The following is a 16,177-nucleotide window of genomic DNA, read 5'->3' as shown; positions in this document are numbered from 1 at the left end:
AGTCTTCTCGTGCGGACAGCGGAAATGGTCGCACCCGCATCCTGATGTGCATGAAGTGCATAGGCGTCCGCACGCGCGTGTTGGCTCTTTAATCAGCGGGGTTATTTTCCGTGGCTAAGTCTCTCGACAGTTTCAATTGTCGCTCCATCCTTACCGTAGGCGGTAAGGATTACGTTTACTACAGCCTTCCGAAGGCCGAACAGAACGGCCTGGCCGGCGTTTCGAAGCTGCCCTTCTCCATGAAGGTGCTGCTCGAAAACCTGCTCCGCTTTGAAGACGGCCAGTCCGTCACCAAGGAACAGATCCTCACCGTTGCCGAATGGCTGAACAACAAGGGTCTTACGGAAGCGGAAATCGCCTACCGTCCGGCCCGCGTACTGATGCAGGACTTCACCGGCGTTCCCGCCGTTGTCGATCTTGCTGCGATGCGCGATGCCATGGTGGCGCTCGGCGGCGATCCGGAAAAGATCAATCCGCTGGTTCCCGTCGACCTCGTCATCGACCACTCGGTCATCGTCGACGAGTTCGGCACGCCGACCGCCTTTGCCAAGAACGTCGAGCTCGAATACGAACGCAACGGCGAGCGCTACCGCTTCCTGAAGTGGGGCCAGCAGGCGTTCAAGAATTTCCGCGTCGTTCCTCCTGGCACCGGCATCTGTCACCAGGTGAACCTGGAATATCTCGGCCAGACGGTCTGGACCAAGGAAGAGGACGGCGAAACGATCGCCTATCCGGACACCTGCGTCGGCACCGATTCGCACACCACGATGATCAACGGTCTCGGCGTTCTCGGCTGGGGCGTGGGCGGTATCGAAGCGGAAGCCTCGATGCTCGGCCAGCCGGTCTCGATGCTTTTGCCTGAAGTCATTGGCTTCAAGCTCACCGGCAAGCTCAAGGAAGGCGTCACCGCGACCGACCTGGTGCTGACCGTCGTGCAGATGCTGCGCAAGAAGGGCGTCGTTTCCAAGTTCGTCGAATTCTTCGGTCCGGGCATGGACAACATGCCGCTCGCAGACCGCGCGACGATCGGCAACATGGGCCCGGAATACGGCGCGACCTGCGGCTTCTTCCCGGTCGATGGCGAAACCATCAACTACCTGACCATGTCCGGCCGCACGCTTGAGCGTATCGCGCTGGTCGAGGCCTATTCCAAGGTCCAGGGCATGTGGCGCGAAGGCGACGGTTCAGACCTCGTCTTCACCGACACGCTGGAACTCGACCTCAACGACGTCGTGCCTTCCATGGCCGGCCCGAAGCGTCCGGAAGGCCGCATCTCGCTCGACAAGATCGCATCCGGTTTCGCCGGTTCGCTCGATACCGAGTACAAGAAGCCCGGCCAGCTCGACAATCGTTACCCTGTCGAAGGCACGGATTTCGACCTCGGCCATGGCGACGTGGCGATTGCCGCGATCACGTCCTGCACCAACACGTCCAACCCGTCTGTGCTGATCGCCGCCGGCCTTCTTGCCCGCAACGCAGTTGCCAAGGGCCTGAAGTCCAAGCCGTGGGTCAAGACCTCGCTTGCGCCGGGATCCCAGGTCGTCGGCGAATACCTTGCCAAATCTGGCCTGCAGGCCGATCTCGACAAGCTCGGCTTCAACCTGGTCGGCTTCGGCTGCACCACCTGCATCGGCAATTCCGGTCCGCTGCCGGCGCCGATCTCGAAGACAATCAACGACAAGGGCCTCATCGCCGCCGGCGTGCTCTCCGGCAACCGTAACTTCGAAGGCCGTATCTCGCCGGACGTCCAGGCGAACTACCTCGCTTCGCCGCCGCTCGTCGTCGCCTATGCGCTGGCCGGTTCGGTCCAGAAGGACCTGACCACGGAACCGCTCGGCGAAGACCAGAACGGCAACCCGGTCTTCCTCAAGGACATCTGGCCGACTTCGAAGGAAGTCCAGGAATTCATCCTGAAATACGTCACCCGCGAACTCTACGAGAGCAAGTATGCGGACGTGTTCAAGGGCGATGCGAACTGGCAGGCCGTCAAGGTTCCTCCGGGCCAGACCTATGCCTGGGACGACGATTCGACCTATGTGCAGAACCCGCCTTACTTCGTCGGCATGGGCAAGACCGGTTCGGGCCTCAAGAACATCAAGGGCGCTCGCGTCCTCGGTCTGTTCGGCGACAAGATCACCACCGACCACATCTCGCCGGCCGGTTCGATCAAGGCTGCTTCGCCGGCCGGTGCCTACCTGACGGGTCATGGCGTCGGCGTTGCCGACTTCAACCAGTACGGCACGCGCCGCGGCAACCATGAAGTGATGATGCGCGGCACGTTCGCCAACATCCGTATCCGCAACTACATGCTCGGCCCGAACGGCAAGGAAGGTGGCTACACCTTCCACTATCCGTCCAAGGAAGAGATGTCGATCTACGACGCGGCCATGCAGTACAAGGCCGAGGGCGTCCCGCTCGTCATCTTCGCCGGCGTCGAATACGGCAACGGTTCGTCGCGCGACTGGGCCGCAAAGGGCACCAACCTGCTCGGCGTCAAGGCGGTCATCGCCCAGTCCTTCGAGCGTATCCACCGCTCGAACCTGGTCGGCATGGGCATCGTTCCTTTCGTCTTCGAAGAGGGCACGACCTGGGCCAGCCTCGACCTCAAGGGTGATGAAGTCGTCGAGATCGACGGTCTCGAAGGCGACATCAAGCCGCGCGAATGGAAGATCGCCAAGATCACCTACGGCGACGGCACGGTGAAGGAAGTCAACATCCTCTGCCGCATCGATACGCTTGACGAGGTCATCTACATGAACAACGGCGGCATCCTGCAGACCGTTCTGCGCGACCTCGCCGCCTAAGCGACAAAGCCACCCGCAGGCTGGGCCTGCGGGTGGTCTTCTGCACAACCCCATCGGTCCTCATTCCTGTGCTTGTCACAGGAATCCAGCCAGCCCAAGTCCTTGGGCTGAAAGAGTCTCCCGACCCGATAGACATCGGGTCACTGGATTCCTGTGACAAGCACAGAAATGAGGGAGGTGGAGGCCCTCGATCCCAGCTGTCCCAAGGTCCCGCGCCCTTGACCGTCGTCATCCTCATCGGAATGGCCGTCACCGTTTTCCTGACATCGCTGCTTTCGGGAATTTTCGGCATGGCGGGCGGGTTGATCCTGCTCTGGGTGCTACTTTTCCTTTATCCCGTCGGTACCGCGATCGCCTTCCACGGCATCATCCAGATGGTCTCAAACGGATCGCGCGCCTGGTTTTCCCGCGCCTATATCGACTACCGTATCCTCGGCATCCTCTGCCTCGGCGTCGCCGTTTCGGCAGCGGTGCTGTTCTCGGTCAATTATGTGCCGGACCTGGTCATCGTGTTGATCGGGGTGGGGCTGATGCCGATCCTGGTCTGGCTGCCCGTCAAGCGGCTGCAGCTCGATGCGTCGAAGCCGCTGCATGCCTTCATCTGCGGGCTGTTTTCCGGGGCGCTGACGATCAGCGTCGGCGTCGCGGGGCCGACGGTCGATATCTTCTTCATCCGCACCCAGATGGACCGCCGCAAGATCATCGCCACCAAGGCGTCGATCCAGACGCTTTCGCATCTCACGAAGGTTGCCTTCTACTGGAGCGCGGCTTCCGGCCTGCCAACCTCCGACTGGATTTCGATCCTGCTCGCCGCGCCGATCGCCATCCTCGGCGCGCATGTCGGCAACGGCATCCTGCAGAAGATGACCGACCAGAATTTCCGCGCCTGGACGCGCTGGGTCGTCACCGGCGTAGGTGCCGTTTATTTTACTCAGGGCCTGCTCAAACTGATTTGACCTCGCCGCATTTTTCGCCAAGTTTGGCGCCCAACGAAACGCATTCGGGAACCGATCAATTATCCGGTCTTCACCCCTTCGTGACTTTCTCTTGAAGGTGCCCGGTGGTTACTTTCCGCCATCCAGTGCGTTAGGCCCTTGATCGCCGCGAGCAATCGTGGATAACAGTTGCCCTGATAAAGAGGTCCACCACCCATGCCCTTTCGTTTTCGCTCCGTACTCCTTGTTGCGGGCCTGTTTTATGCGGGCGCTGCATTTGCGGGAGAGGTGAGAGCGCCGAAGGGCGTGATCGAGCTTTTCACCTCTCAGGGGTGTTCTTCCTGCCCGCCGGCCGACGCAGCGCTGGGCGAGCTGGTGGCGCAGGGCGACATGGTCGTGCTCTCCTACCACGTCGACTACTGGAACTATCTCGGCTGGACCGATACGCTGAGCTCCAAGGAAAATACCGAGCGGCAATATGGTTATGCCAAGTCGCTCGGACGCAGCGGCGTCTATACTCCGCAGGCGGTCATCAACGGCCGCGATCATGTCAAGGGCACGGACCTCACGGTCATCAATGACAAGGTGAAGATGCTCGGCCAGAACGGCAAGGGGCTCGACGTTCCGGTCACCGCTGCGATGCGCGGCGACGAGATCGAGATCGAGATCGGCAACGGCAAGGGACAGGCGGATGTCGTCGTTGCCTACTTCACCAAGCGCCAGCAGGTGGATGTCACCAAGGGTGAAAACAGCGGCAAGAACATGGAATATTGGCACGCCGTCTATGACGTGCAGTCGGTCGGCACCTGGAACGGCCAGAGCATGAAGCTGACCTTGCCGGGCAAGCTGATGGGCAAGTCCAAGAAGGACGGTTGCGCGATCCTGCTGCAGACCTCCGGTCCGGGCGGCGAACCGGCAGCCATTCTCGGCGCGACGGTATTGATGGTGGGTCGCAAAAACTACTGACCGCAGGCGCGGTTCAGGACTGGCTGACTGTATGTGAATTCTTGTTGGCGGCCCGATCCAATAACATTGGGGGGCTGGGGGTAAGGGTCAATGCACCAGACCGGGCCATATGGCGCTGAAAACGGCGCCAACCAACATCGTCAATTTCGCTTCGAAATCGGGCACTCTTTTGTTCGAAATGGGGCAACAATAAAATCGTGCGGTTCGTCCCTGGCGAAATTGCCGGGGTTGATTTTTGCAGCCTCTCGGGCAAACTGTCATGTCTCTGACATTTGACGATTTGGGAGTCTTGATGACAGATCAGCCGGATTTGCCGGGGGGCCAGAGATCCCGGGACACAGCCGTCGTCGTCGATCTCAGTGAATATCGGCAGAATCTCGATCCTGCGCCGGTCACCTTCCACCGGCGCGAACTCGACGCAATCTTGAGGATTTACGGCCGCATGGTCGGCGAGGGAGAATGGAAGGACTACGCTATCGATCACCTCAAGGATCGGGCGGTGTTCTCCATTTTCAAGCGCTCGGGCGAGACGCCGCTGTTCCGAATCGAAAAGAACCCGAAGCTTGCCGCCAAGCAGGGCGCCTATTCCGTGACGAACACCCACGGGTTGATCATGAAGCGCGGCCATGAGCTGCCGCAGGTGCTCAAGGTGTTCGACAAGGTGCTGAAACTGATCGACTGACGCTGATTGCTACTCGGTAAACAGCGAACCCGGATAGACGCTGGGATCCGGATCGGTTTCGTTGCCTTCGCCGAGGGCTGCCTGCATCAGCACGGTATCCTGCCATTTTCCGTGTTTGAAGCCGGTGCCCTTCAGGGTGCCGGTCAGTTCGAAACCGAGGCCGCGATGGAGTGCCACGGACGCCGGGCTCGCGCCGCCGATGACGGCGACCATCTGGCGGAAACCAAGCGCCTCGCAGCGCACCAGCAATTCCTTGAGCAGCGCCTTGCCGACGCCCTTGCCGCGCGCTTCCGGCGCCAGATAGATCGAATCCTCGACCAGCCAGCGATAGGCGGGGCGGGTCCGGAAGGCCGATGCGTAGGCGTAACCGAGGAGCGTGCCGTCTTCCTGTTCCGCTGCGATATAGGGATACCCCTTGGCACGGATCGCCTCGAAGCGAGCCGTCATCTCAGCCTGGTCCGGGGGTAAGATCTCGTAACTTGCGGTGCCGTTCAGCACGCTGTCGCGATAGATCTCGGTGATGGTCGGAAGATCGGCGGGGGAGGCGTCGCGGAGATGGAATGTCATTGAGGCAGGCCGTTGAAAGGAATGGCCAAGCCTATGCCGCAACGCGAAGCCGGGCAACAAAAAAGGCGACCCGGAGGCCGCCTTTTCCTGTTCGAGTTCCTCGAGATTAGTTGTTCCGGTTGCCCAGGAACTGGAGGAGGAACGTGAAGAGGTTGATGAAGTCGAGGTAAAGGGTCAGAGCGCCCATGATGGCCTTGCGGCCAGCAACCGCGACGTCGTCGCCGTCAAAGTACATTTCCTTGATCTTCTGGGTATCGTAGGCGGTGAGGCCTGCGAAAATCAGAACACCAATCGCGGAGATCGCAAAGCCGAGCGCGGAAGACGCCAGGAAGATGTTGACGATCGAGGCGATGATCAGGCCGAACAGGCCCATGATCAGGAACGAGCCCATGCCCGACAGGCTTCTCTTCGTTGTGTAGCCGTAAAGCGACAGCGCGCCGAAGGAAGCAGCGGTGATGAAGAATGTCTGAACGATGCTCTGGGCCGTGTAGACCAGGAAGATCGACGACAGCGACAGACCCATCAGAGCCGCATAGCCCCAGAAGGTGCTCTGAGCAGCGCCGACGCTCATCTTATGAACGCGGAAGCTCAGGAAGAACACCACGGCGAGCGGTGCGAGCATGACGACCCAGCGAAGCGGCGAACCGTAGATCGCAGCGCCAAGGCTGGTCAGCAGGATGCCGTTCGGAAGCCGGGCGACAGCTGCAGCTGCATCCGTCGTCGTTGCGAGGGCCGAGATACCATAAGCGGCGATACCGGTGATAGCCAAGCCGACAGCCATCAGGTTGTAGACCTTGAGCATGTAGGCGCGCAGGCCTTCATCGATCATCGCGCCGGACTGGGCGCGACCCTGCGCCGCCCGGGTCTGGTAGTTGTTAAAGTCAGCCATTGTTTCCTCTTTAAGCTCCGGAATTATTCACGGTGTCGGGCCCCCTTTTTCACGGACCCAGGCGCCGCTGCGGAGCTCCAGCAAGCCTGCGCATAAATATGATGCGAGATCGCTTCACATACAAGAGGTGCGCCAAGCGAAAAACGCAAGCCATAGGCGCTATTTAGCAACCTATGGGACGTTCTGACGGGAATTTGATCCGTGAGTTAACGCGAAATACTACCTCTGGACGAATTAGAGCTCGCGCAGCACAGGTGCGGCTTTCTGCCCTAATATGCGCCAGGTGCCGGCAAGGCCTATTCCGACCGTCAGTACCAGCGAAACGGCGAGCGTCAGCACCGCAACATCAGGCAGGAAGACCGATTGAAGCCGCATGATGCGGCTGACCACGAACCAGGCGGAGAGGCCGCCGGCGACGAGTGCGAAGAGCGCGGTTGCCGCGCCTAGGATCATATATTCGTAGCTGAAGGCGCGCATCAGCATGCCGCGCGTGCCGCCGAGCGTTTTCAGGATGACGGCGTCATGGGTGCGAGCCCGGTTGCCGGCGGCGAGCGCACCGGCAAGCACCAGCACCGAGGCGATCAGCGCAACGGCGGCAGCGGCCCGGATCGCGGTCGCGAGCTGGCCGACGAGCTGGTCGACGATGTCGATCGCATCCTTCACCCGGACGCTGGTGATGGTCGGATAGGCGTTGGTGACGGCGCGCAGGATCGAGGCTTCCTGTTGGGCGGTGGCCGAAGGGTCGCTCAACGTCGCGAGCCAGGCATGCGGCGCGCCGCGAAACGTGTTCGGCGAGAAGATCATCACGAAATTGATCGACAGCGATTCCCACTGAACCTTGCGAAAATTGGCGATGCGCGCGGTGATGTTGCGGCCGAGCACGTTGACGGTGACGGTATCGCCGATCTTCAGGCCGAGTTCGCCGGCCTCTTCAGCCGAGAAGGACACGAGCGGTTCGCCGGTGTAGTCGGCACCCCACCATTGTCCGGCGGTGAGCGCCGAGTTGGTGGGAAGCTTCTCCTCATAGGTGATGCCGCGGTCGCCGCGCAGCACCCAGCGGCCGGCTGGCGGCACGTTCATCTGGGTGACGTCCTGGCCGTTGAAAGCGAGAATCCGGCCGCGCAGCATCGGCACCTGGGTGATCGTACCCTCCGGCGCCTGCTGTTTCAGGATGTTGACGAAGCCTTCGCGCTCCGATCCCTGGATGTCCACGAAGAAGAAGTTCGGCGCCTGCTGGGCGATGCTGCCGGTCAGCTGGCGGCGCATATTGCCGTCGATCAGCGCCAGCGTCACGAGCAGGGCAAGGCCGAGGCCGAGCGACAGAACGACTGAAGGCGTCAGCGCGCCGGGCCGGTGGATATTTCCGATCGCCAGCCGCAGCGCCGGCGAGTTTACCCGCGGGCTTCTCCTCGCCAGTGCTGCAATCAGTGCTGCCACGAGGCGCAGCAGCACGAAAGCGCCGGCGACTGCGGCAAGGAAAACAGAGGCGATGAAGCGTTCCTCGGCAGAGAAGATGGCCAGCGTTGCCAGGGCAGCGAGCGCCAGGCCGGCGGCCAGAAGATAGGGCCAGGAGGGAAGGCGGGTATTGTCGAAGCTCTGCTCCCGGAAGAGGGCGGTTGCCGGAACCTCGCGGGCATGACCGAGCGGGAGGACCGCGAAGGCGAAGGTGATCAGGATGCCGAACAGCGCGGCAAGCGCCAGCGCCGAGGGATAGAAGGTCACTTCCTTCGGTACCGGCAGCACGCCTTCGAGGAACTGCAGCGCCACGAAGGGCGAAACCGCGCCGATGACGAGACCGATCAGGATGCCGACTACTGCGAGGAGCATGATCTGGATGAGGTAGATCATCGTCACCACCGAGGCCGGTGCGCCGAGGCACTTGAACGTGGCGATGGTGGTGCGCTTGGCGTCAAGAAAGGCGCGCACCGCATTGGCGACGCCGACGCCGCCGACGATCAAGGCCGTCAGGCCGACCAGTGTCAGGAATTGCGAGAAGCGATCGACATTTTCGGTCAGCGAGGGGGCGGCCCGGTCGCTGGTGCGAACGGACCAGCCGGCACTTGGAAATTCGCGGTTGGCGCGGGCGGTCAGCGTCGAACGGGTCGCCGGATCGTCGAGCTGGATCTTGTAGGCATGTTCGACGAGGCTGCCGGTGGTGATCAGGCCCGAAGCTGCAAGCGCTTCGCGGCTGACGATCAGGCGCGGCGCAAAGCCGAAACCGTCGGAAAGTGCGTCCGGTTCGGCGGTGATCGTACTGCGCAATGTCAGCTTGGCATTGCCGAGCAGAAGCTGATCGCCGTCCTTGAGGCCGAGGCGTTCCAGCAGCAGCGGGGCTGCCAGCGCCCCAAAAGTGTCTCCCTGCTTGCCAAGCAGGTCGGGCAGCGGCGCCGAGGGCTCGGCGCGGAAGCTGCCATAGAGGGGATAGGCGTCGTCCACCGCCTTGACCTCGACCAGCGCCTGTTCGGAACCGTCGGGCTTGCGTGCCATAGAGCGCAGGCTGGTGGAAACCGAAACCTTGCCGAGGCTTGTTAGAAACGCGCGTTCCTGGTCGGTGGCCTCGCGGTTGTTCAGCTCGAAGCGGATGTCGCCGGCAAGGATTTCCTGGCCTTGGGATGCGATGGCGCCGGTAATCGCCCGCGATACCGAATTGACCGCCGCGATCGCCCCGGTGCCGAGCGCGATGCAGGCTAGGAAGATGTAGAAGCCGGCCAGGCCGCCGCGCATTTCGCGCAGCGCCAGGCGGAAGGAAATCGAAAGGCGCGGAAAGGCCGACCTCATGCGGAGACCGCCTGAACGGTCGCGTGGGCGGTGGCGCTGTCGCCGACGATCTCGCCGGAGCGGACGCGGATCTGGCGCGAGCAGCGGGCGGCAAGCGCGTTATCATGGGTGACGAGCAGCATGGTCATGCCGCGCTCCGCTTGTTTCGAAAAGAGCAGGTCGGCGATCTGCCGGCCGGTCTCGGTGTCGAGATTGCCGGTCGGTTCGTCGGCGATCAGCACGGACGGCGAGGGGGCAAGGGCGCGGGCAATCGCCACGCGCTGCTGCTCGCCGCCGGAAAGCTGGCCGGGATAGTGGCTCAGCCGTTCGCCGAGGCCGACGGCTGCGAGCTCCCGCCGGGCGATTTCGAAGGCGTCCTTCACATTGGCGAGTTCGAGCGGCACGGCGACGTTTTCGAGCGCCGTCATGTTGGCGATCAGGTGGAAGGACTGGAAAACGATGCCGATATTGCGACCGCGGAAATCGGCAAGCCTGTCTTCGGAAAGGGCGTGAAGGGGTGCGTCGTTGATGACGATCTCGCCACTGTCGAGGCGTTCGAGGCCGGCCAGAACCATCAGCAGCGTCGATTTTCCCGAGCCCGAAGGCCCGACGATACCGACGGCTTCGCCTGCACGGATTTCGAGGTCGATCTGCTTCAGCACATGCACCGAGGCCGCCGCGCTGCCGAGGGTCAGATCGGCTTTCTTCAGCGTGATGATGGTTTTAGTCAAATCGAACCGTCCTATATTAGGCGTGAAGCGTAACCCGAACACCGCGTTGCGGTAGCGCTCAATCTAGGAGACGGATCGTGAGTTTTAAAGCAAGCCTGCTTCACTTCATCGTCATGTCCGCGCTGGCGCTGGCCGCAATGCCGGCCGCCGCGCAGGATAAGGCGATCCAGCTCGTCGGTTTCGGCGACAGCCTGATGGCGGGTTACCAGCTTGCGCCTTCCGAATCCTATACGGCCCAGCTCGAGGCGGCGCTGAAGGCCGATGGGCAGAATGTCGTGGTCACCAATGCGGGCGTTTCGGGCGATACGACAGCAGGAGGGCTTTCGCGCATCGACTGGTCGGTGCCCGACGGAACTGACGGCGTGATCCTCGAGCTCGGCGCCAACGATGCGCTGCGCGGCATCTCTCCCGAGCAGTCGGAAAAGAACCTCGATGCGATCCTGGCGCGGCTGAAGGAACGGAAAATCCCGGTGTTCCTGATCGGCATCCTGGCACCGCCGAACATGGGCGGGGATTATGCCGAAAAGTTCAACCCGATCTACAAGCGGCTGGCGGAGAAATACGCGGTGCCGCTCTATCCGTTCTTCCTGGATGGGGTCGCGACCATTTCCACGCTCCAGCTCTCGGACGGCATGCATCCGAACGCCAAAGGGGTCGCGGTGATGGTCGAAAAGACCACGGAACCTGTCAAAAGCTTCCTGGGGGCTATTAAGGATAAGGGAAAATAACAGCTTGCGCGGAACTCCGTTGCATGATTCGCTGTTTGCATCTGCAAAAGATTCGAGGAGGTCCCTATGCCGAGACTTTTCACCGCCCTCGAAGTTCCGCGCAATGTAGCGATGAGCCTGTCGCTCCTGCGCGGCGGGATCCCCGGTGCCCGGTGGATCGACGTGGAGAATTATCACATCACTCTACGCTTTATCGGCGATGTCGATGGCCGCACCGCCGACGAGATCGTCGACCGTCTGGACCGTATCGACCGGCCGGAATTCCAGGCGACGCTGACCGGGATCGGCTCCTTCGGATCGAAGAAGCCGCATTCCATCTGGGCCGGCGTTTCGCCTTCACCGGAAATCTACGCGCTGCAGGCGGAGATCGAGCGGATCTGCCAGCGTTTCGGCCTGCCGCCGGATCCTCGCAAGTTCACGCCGCATGTGACGCTCGCACGGCTCAAGAATTGCCGGCTGGACGATGTGGTCCACTACCTTTCCGGCCGCGGCAACTTCTATACGGCGCCCTTCACGGTGCCGCGTTTCGTGCTGCTGTCATCGAAGGAATCGGTCGGGGGCGGGCCTTATCTGACGGAGGAAATCTTCCCCCTGCAGGAGGCGAGCTACGGCACCGCCTATGCTGGCGACATGGAGCCGGCAAAAAGCCTCCTTTAACCCGAAGCAGCCCCTTTCCGAAGGAGCGTTGGACGATGAACTACGAAAAGCTGGATACGGCGAGCGTCGAGCGCGAGTTCGCGACGCTTGACGGCTGGGATCTGAAGCCCGAAGGCGATGCGATCTTCAAGAGCTTCAAGTTCAAGACCTTCATCGAGGCCTTCGGTTTCATGGCCGAATGCGCACTGTCCGCCGAGAAGCTCAACCATCACCCGGAATGGTCGAACGTCTATTCGCGGGTCGACGTGCTGTTGACCACCCACGCGACCAAAGGCCTGACCGACATCGACTTCAAGCTTGCCCGGGCGATGGACAAGGCATCCTCGCGCCGCAATTGAACTTCATGGTCTAGAGCCCATATTGGGTGGGCACACGTTGAGCGAACGGAGCGACCATGGACGACGTGAAGATCGGCGAGATTCTGTTGCCGGGTGACGAGGATACGCAAGACCGCCGCGAGCGGCAGGTGCGCGCCAGGTTCTGGCCGACCCTGAAGCGGGCCGTCCGGCAGGTGCCGTTCAGCCGCGACCTGATCGCCGCCTATTACTGCGCGATCGACCGGCGGACTCCGACGCGGGTGCGGGGCGTCCTGCTTGCGGCGCTTGCCTATTTCATCATGCCGATCGATTTTCTGCCGGACATGTTCGTCCTCGTCGGCTTCACCGACGATGTCGCCGTGCTCGCAGCAGCTTTCCGGATGATCCAGGGCCATATTGCCGACCGCCATTACGAGGCTGCCGATCTGGCGCTGGCGGACAATCCCGACATCGCCGACGGCGTGCGCGGCAAATAGTCTCACGGGGCGTCATTCCCCCGAAGGATCGTCGAGAACTCTTCGCAAGCGCTCGAATGCAAGCCGGATTCGCGACTTCACCGTCCCGAGCGGCAGGCCCGTGGACGAGGCGATTTCCGAATGGGACTGGCCGAGGAAGAAGGCCGCCCGCACCATTTCCATCTGTTCGCCAGGGATATCGGCAAGGGCTGCACGCACCTGCGCATCCCGTTCCTCGCCTTCGAAAATCGTATCGGCGCCCGGCGCCTCGGTCACGAAGAACAGGGGTTCGTAGACGTCCAGATACTTGTGCCTCGCCCGCCGTTCCGCATCGATGCGACGGTTGCGGGCGATGCGGAAAAGCCAGGTGGACAGGGAGGATCGGGCCGGATCGTAGAGGCCGGCGCGGTGCCAGAGAACGGCCATCACCTCCTGGACGAGTTCCTCCGCATCGTCGGGCCGCATCGACCGCTTCACCAGCCAGGATTTCAGACGCGGCGCGTAATAATCGAACAGCACGGTAAAAGCTGCCTGATCGCGCTCATCGGCCACTGCCCTTACCAAGCCGGCGAAGTGGTCTCTTTCGTCTACATCCATTTACGCTGCGCACAGTTTCCGATGAGATTCGCGTCATATTCGACCATTCTAATGTCATTGTGAGAGTTAGGAAAAGGACAAACTCTTGCCCCAATCCTTGTGTCACTGATTGACGAAACGCATGGAAATTCTGCTGGTTGGCTCTTTGGAGGCATGGGGGGAGTGCTATCTCCACGCACCTATGGGCCAAGGCAGGAGATTCAGCAGATTCTAATAGTCTGGTTGACGGTTTGGTAACCAGGATCAAGTCAAAATGCACCGAATCAGGATCATGCCTGGCAAGGCTTGCCCGCTCGGGCCGTTGAACTAACAAAACCGGCAGGAGACCATGTCTGTAAGAACAATCGCAACCGCATTGGCAATCTTGGCTGCAAGCACCGGCCTGGCATCGGCTCAGGCGCCGAAGGCCACTGCCCCGGCCAAGCCCCAACAGGCCCAGGCGCCGGCACCGGCCGCCGCAGGTCCCACCCGCATCCAGCAATTCAAGGCGTGGGGCGCCTATTCCTACAAGTCGGGCGCCAGCAACGTCTGTTACGTGCTTTCGGTGCCGACCACCAAGGAACCGGCCAGCGTCGATCACGGCGATATCTTCTTTATCGTCTCGCAGCGGCCCGGCCAGAACATTTCCTACGAGCCGCAGGCAATGGTCGGATACGTTCTGCAGCCGAATTCCAAGGTGACGGTGACGATCGACAAGAAGAACTTCACGATGTTCACCAAGGACAAGGCGGCCTGGGTCGAGAACGCCGCCGAGGAGCCGGCGCTCGTCGCGGCGATGAAGACAGGTCACAACATGAGCGTCAGCGCCGTTTCCGGCCGCGGCACAAAGACCTCCTATGCCTATTCGCTGCAGGGCATTGCAGCGGCGTTGAAGCAGATCGAAACCTGCAAGTAAGCGTCTGTGCGCAGCAAGAGTTGGAAGGCCGGTCGCAGCACCGGCCTTTTGCATTTCTTGAAGAATAGTGACGCGGCGGCTATTTGATGATAAAGCCCCGCCCAACGAAGGTCCGGCACATGTGCCCGATGGGCCGATACAGGTTTCACGCATCCAACATGCCCTGACTTTCCCGCTGATCGATCGTGGGAAAGCTGCATGTGTTCGAACGGGATAGAAGAATGTCAGTCTCAGAGGCTCTGGCGCCGCTTGCCATCAAGACGCCGCTCGTCGCCAATCCGGATCTGTACGGCACCAAGCCGTCGCTGATCGGGCTTTCGCGCGAGGACATGGCGCAGGCGCTGAAGGAAAAGGGCGTATCTGAAAAGCAGGTGCGGATGCGCGTCAGCCAGCTCTGGCACTGGCTCTATATCCGAGGCGTATCCGATTTCGACGCGATGACCAATGTCGCCAAGGACATGCGCGAGATGCTGAAGCTGCATTTCACCATCGCGCGTCCGGAAATCGTCGAGGAACAGGTTTCCAATGACGGCACCCGCAAATGGCTGTTGCGCTTTCCGCCGCGCGGCGCCGGCCGTCCGGTCGAAGTCGAGACCGTCTACATTCCGGAGGAAGGCCGCGGCACGCTCTGCATCTCGAGTCAGGTCGGCTGTTCGCTCACCTGTTCGTTCTGTCATACCGGAACGCAGCGCCTGGTGCGCAACCTGACGGCTGAGGAAATTCTCGCCCAGCTGCTGCTGGCACGTGACCGGCTCGGCGATTTCCCCGGTACCGACACGCCGCCGGGCGCCTACGTGCCGACCGGCGACCGCAAGGTGACCAATGTCGTGATGATGGGCATGGGCGAGCCACTCTACAATTTCGAAAGCGTCAAGACGGCCCTGCTGATCGCCACCGACGGCGACGGGCTGTCGTTGTCGCGACGCCGTGTCACCCTGTCGACCTCAGGCGTGGTCCCGGAAATCTTCCGGACCGGCGACGAGATCGGCGTGATGCTCGCGATCTCGCTGCATGCGGTGCGCGACGACCTGCGCGACATGCTGGTGCCGATCAACAAGAAATATCCGCTGAAGGAGCTGATCGAGGCCTGCCGCAACTATCCCGGTCTTTCGAACGCCCGCCGCATCACCTTCGAATATGTGATGCTGAAGGACGTCAACGACAGCCTGGAGGACGCCAAGGCGCTGATCCAGCTTTTGAAGGGCATTCCCTCCAAGATCAACCTGATCCCGTTCAATCCCTGGCCGGGCACGAACTACCAGTGTTCGGAATGGGCGCAGATCGAGAAATTCGCCGACTTCATCAACCAGGCGGGTTACGCCTCGCCGATCCGCACCCCGCGCGGCCGCGACATCCTCGCCGCCTGCGGCCAGCTGAAATCGGAATCGGAGCGGATGCGCAAGACCGATCGCCTCGCCTTCGAGGCGATGATGATCGCCGGGCACGGCGAGGACGACTGAGGAGACCAGGCCGGCTTTTCTGTCAGCGTGCCTGGGTGAAGAAAATCTTCGCCGCGAAGACCGAGAAGACGCCGGCAAAGGTGTAGTCGATGCCGCGCAGGACCTTCGGGTTGGCCTGCAGCCAGTTGGCCAGGCGGTCGGCGGCAAGGACGACGATCACGTTCACCGGCATGCCGATGACGATGAAATAGACCCCTAGGAAAATCAGCTTGCTCGTGACGTCCGGATCGCCGGCGGTGACGAATTGCGGCAGGAAGGTCATGAAGAAAATGATGACCTTGGGATTCAAAAGGTTCACCCAAAAGCCCGTCGAAATGTTGGCAAGCGCGCTCGCCTTGGTCTGGTCGACCTTCTCCACCGACAGTTTTGAGCCGAAGCGGATCGCCTGGATCGCCAGCCAGAGCAGATAGGCGGCGCCGCCGGTCTTGAGGATGAAGAAGGCGGTCGGCGAAGCGGTGATCAGCGCCGAGATGCCGAAAGCGACCAGCAGCGTGTGGCAGATGACGCCGAGGCTGGTGCCGAGCACCACGAACAGCGCGGGTCGCCGGCCCTGGCCGAGCGCGCGGCTGATCGACAGCGTCATATCCGGCCCCGGAGTCAGCGCCAGAAGCAGACCGGCAGCCGTGAAGGCGAGGAGGGTGGCAAGGCTCGGCAGGAAATCCATGGGCGCACGCTCGAATAGCCGGATAAAGGAGTGCTCCATTTACCCGGCTTTCGCGGCTATGCCAATCAGGCGC

At 61.6% G+C, this 16,177-nt stretch carries 16 protein-coding genes; 10 read left to right on the top strand and 6 right to left on the bottom strand.

Features of this window, described 5'->3' with window-relative positions; all coding sequences use genetic code 11:
- The first annotated feature begins 110 nt into the window (after window positions 1-110).
- The 4 genes from acnA to RG540_RS18410 all read left to right on the top strand — a co-directional run bounded on the left by acnA (window position 111) and on the right by RG540_RS18410 (window position 5,387).
- A complete protein-coding gene (gene acnA, locus RG540_RS18425) occupies window positions 111-2,804 on the top strand; it encodes an aconitate hydratase AcnA (RefSeq protein WP_038590898.1) in 2,694 nt (897 codons plus the stop codon).
- Window positions 2,805-3,022: 218 nt separating this feature from the next.
- Window positions 3,023-3,760, top strand: a complete 738-nt coding sequence (locus RG540_RS18420) for a sulfite exporter TauE/SafE family protein (protein ID WP_197560168.1) — start codon at window positions 3,023-3,025, stop codon at window positions 3,758-3,760.
- Window positions 3,761-3,955: 195 nt separating this feature from the next.
- Complete coding sequence (locus tag RG540_RS18415; RefSeq protein WP_038590895.1) at window positions 3,956-4,705, top strand: DUF1223 domain-containing protein; 750 nt, start codon at window positions 3,956-3,958, stop codon at window positions 4,703-4,705.
- Window positions 4,706-4,997: 292 nt separating this feature from the next.
- Window positions 4,998-5,387: a DUF2794 domain-containing protein gene (locus tag RG540_RS18410; RefSeq protein WP_038549783.1), complete on the top strand. Its 390-nt coding sequence runs from the start codon at window positions 4,998-5,000 to the stop codon at window positions 5,385-5,387.
- Between the two features lie 9 nt (window positions 5,388-5,396).
- On the opposite strand, the gene RG540_RS18405 is transcribed toward RG540_RS18410, so the two are convergent.
- The 4 genes from RG540_RS18405 to RG540_RS18390 form a co-directional block, all read right to left on the bottom strand.
- Window positions 5,397-5,954, bottom strand: a complete 558-nt coding sequence (locus tag RG540_RS18405) for a GNAT family N-acetyltransferase (protein ID WP_038590892.1) — start codon at window positions 5,952-5,954, stop codon at window positions 5,397-5,399.
- A 106-nt stretch (window positions 5,955-6,060) separates the two neighbouring features.
- Window positions 6,061-6,843, bottom strand: coding sequence for a Bax inhibitor-1/YccA family protein (locus RG540_RS18400; protein ID WP_038590889.1), 783 nt, complete (start codon window positions 6,841-6,843; stop codon window positions 6,061-6,063).
- Between the two features lie 234 nt (window positions 6,844-7,077).
- Window positions 7,078-9,621 (bottom strand): ABC transporter permease, encoded by a 2,544-nt coding sequence (locus RG540_RS18395; protein WP_038590887.1) that lies wholly within the window; start codon window positions 9,619-9,621, stop codon window positions 7,078-7,080.
- The gene (locus tag RG540_RS18390) at window positions 9,618-10,331 is read right to left on the bottom strand and encodes an ABC transporter ATP-binding protein (protein WP_038590885.1); all 714 of its coding nucleotides are present in this window, start codon (window positions 10,329-10,331) and stop codon (window positions 9,618-9,620) included. Before RG540_RS18390 ends, RG540_RS18395 begins: the two co-directional genes overlap by 4 nt.
- Before the next feature lie 77 nt (window positions 10,332-10,408).
- Between RG540_RS18390 and RG540_RS18385 the strand changes: the two genes are divergently transcribed.
- The 4 genes from RG540_RS18385 to RG540_RS18370 all read left to right on the top strand — a co-directional run bounded on the left by RG540_RS18385 (window position 10,409) and on the right by RG540_RS18370 (window position 12,509).
- Window positions 10,409-11,059 (top strand): arylesterase, encoded by a 651-nt coding sequence (locus RG540_RS18385; protein ID WP_038590883.1) that lies wholly within the window; start codon window positions 10,409-10,411, stop codon window positions 11,057-11,059.
- Window positions 11,060-11,125: 66 nt separating this feature from the next.
- Window positions 11,126-11,716: an RNA 2',3'-cyclic phosphodiesterase gene (gene thpR / locus RG540_RS18380; protein WP_038590881.1), complete on the top strand. Its 591-nt coding sequence runs from the start codon at window positions 11,126-11,128 to the stop codon at window positions 11,714-11,716.
- 35 nt (window positions 11,717-11,751) lie between these two features.
- On the top strand, window positions 11,752-12,054 hold the full coding sequence (locus tag RG540_RS18375) for a 4a-hydroxytetrahydrobiopterin dehydratase (RefSeq protein WP_038590879.1): 303 nt from the start codon (window positions 11,752-11,754) through the stop codon (window positions 12,052-12,054).
- Between the two features lie 56 nt (window positions 12,055-12,110).
- Window positions 12,111-12,509: a YkvA family protein gene (locus RG540_RS18370; protein WP_038590877.1), complete on the top strand. Its 399-nt coding sequence runs from the start codon at window positions 12,111-12,113 to the stop codon at window positions 12,507-12,509.
- Between the two features lie 12 nt (window positions 12,510-12,521).
- Here RG540_RS18370 and RG540_RS18365 read toward each other — a convergent pair whose 3' ends face one another.
- A complete protein-coding gene (locus tag RG540_RS18365; protein ID WP_038590875.1) occupies window positions 12,522-13,085 on the bottom strand; it encodes a sigma-70 family RNA polymerase sigma factor in 564 nt (187 codons plus the stop codon).
- Between the two features lie 328 nt (window positions 13,086-13,413).
- On the opposite strand from RG540_RS18365, the gene RG540_RS18360 reads away from it, so the two are divergent.
- Together RG540_RS18360 and rlmN are read left to right on the top strand one after the other, a co-directional pair.
- A complete protein-coding gene (locus RG540_RS18360) occupies window positions 13,414-13,980 on the top strand; it encodes an invasion associated locus B family protein (RefSeq protein ID WP_038590872.1) in 567 nt (188 codons plus the stop codon).
- Between the two features lie 329 nt (window positions 13,981-14,309).
- Entirely contained in the window at window positions 14,310-15,440 is a 1,131-nt protein-coding gene (gene rlmN / locus RG540_RS18355) for a 23S rRNA (adenine(2503)-C(2))-methyltransferase RlmN (protein WP_244446694.1), read from the top strand.
- 22 nt (window positions 15,441-15,462) lie between these two features.
- Here the strand turns inward: rlmN and RG540_RS18350 are convergent, their stop codons facing one another.
- Window positions 15,463-16,104, bottom strand: coding sequence for a LysE family translocator (locus RG540_RS18350; RefSeq protein ID WP_038590868.1), 642 nt, complete (start codon window positions 16,102-16,104; stop codon window positions 15,463-15,465).
- Window positions 16,105-16,177 lie beyond the last annotated feature (73 nt).

Source organism: Neorhizobium galegae bv. orientalis str. HAMBI 540, assembly GCF_000731315.1.
Lineage (GTDB): Bacteria > Pseudomonadota > Alphaproteobacteria > Rhizobiales > Rhizobiaceae > Neorhizobium > Neorhizobium galegae.
Note: the sequence above shows the minus strand (reverse complement) of the source record. Positions and strands in the feature narration are given on the sequence as shown.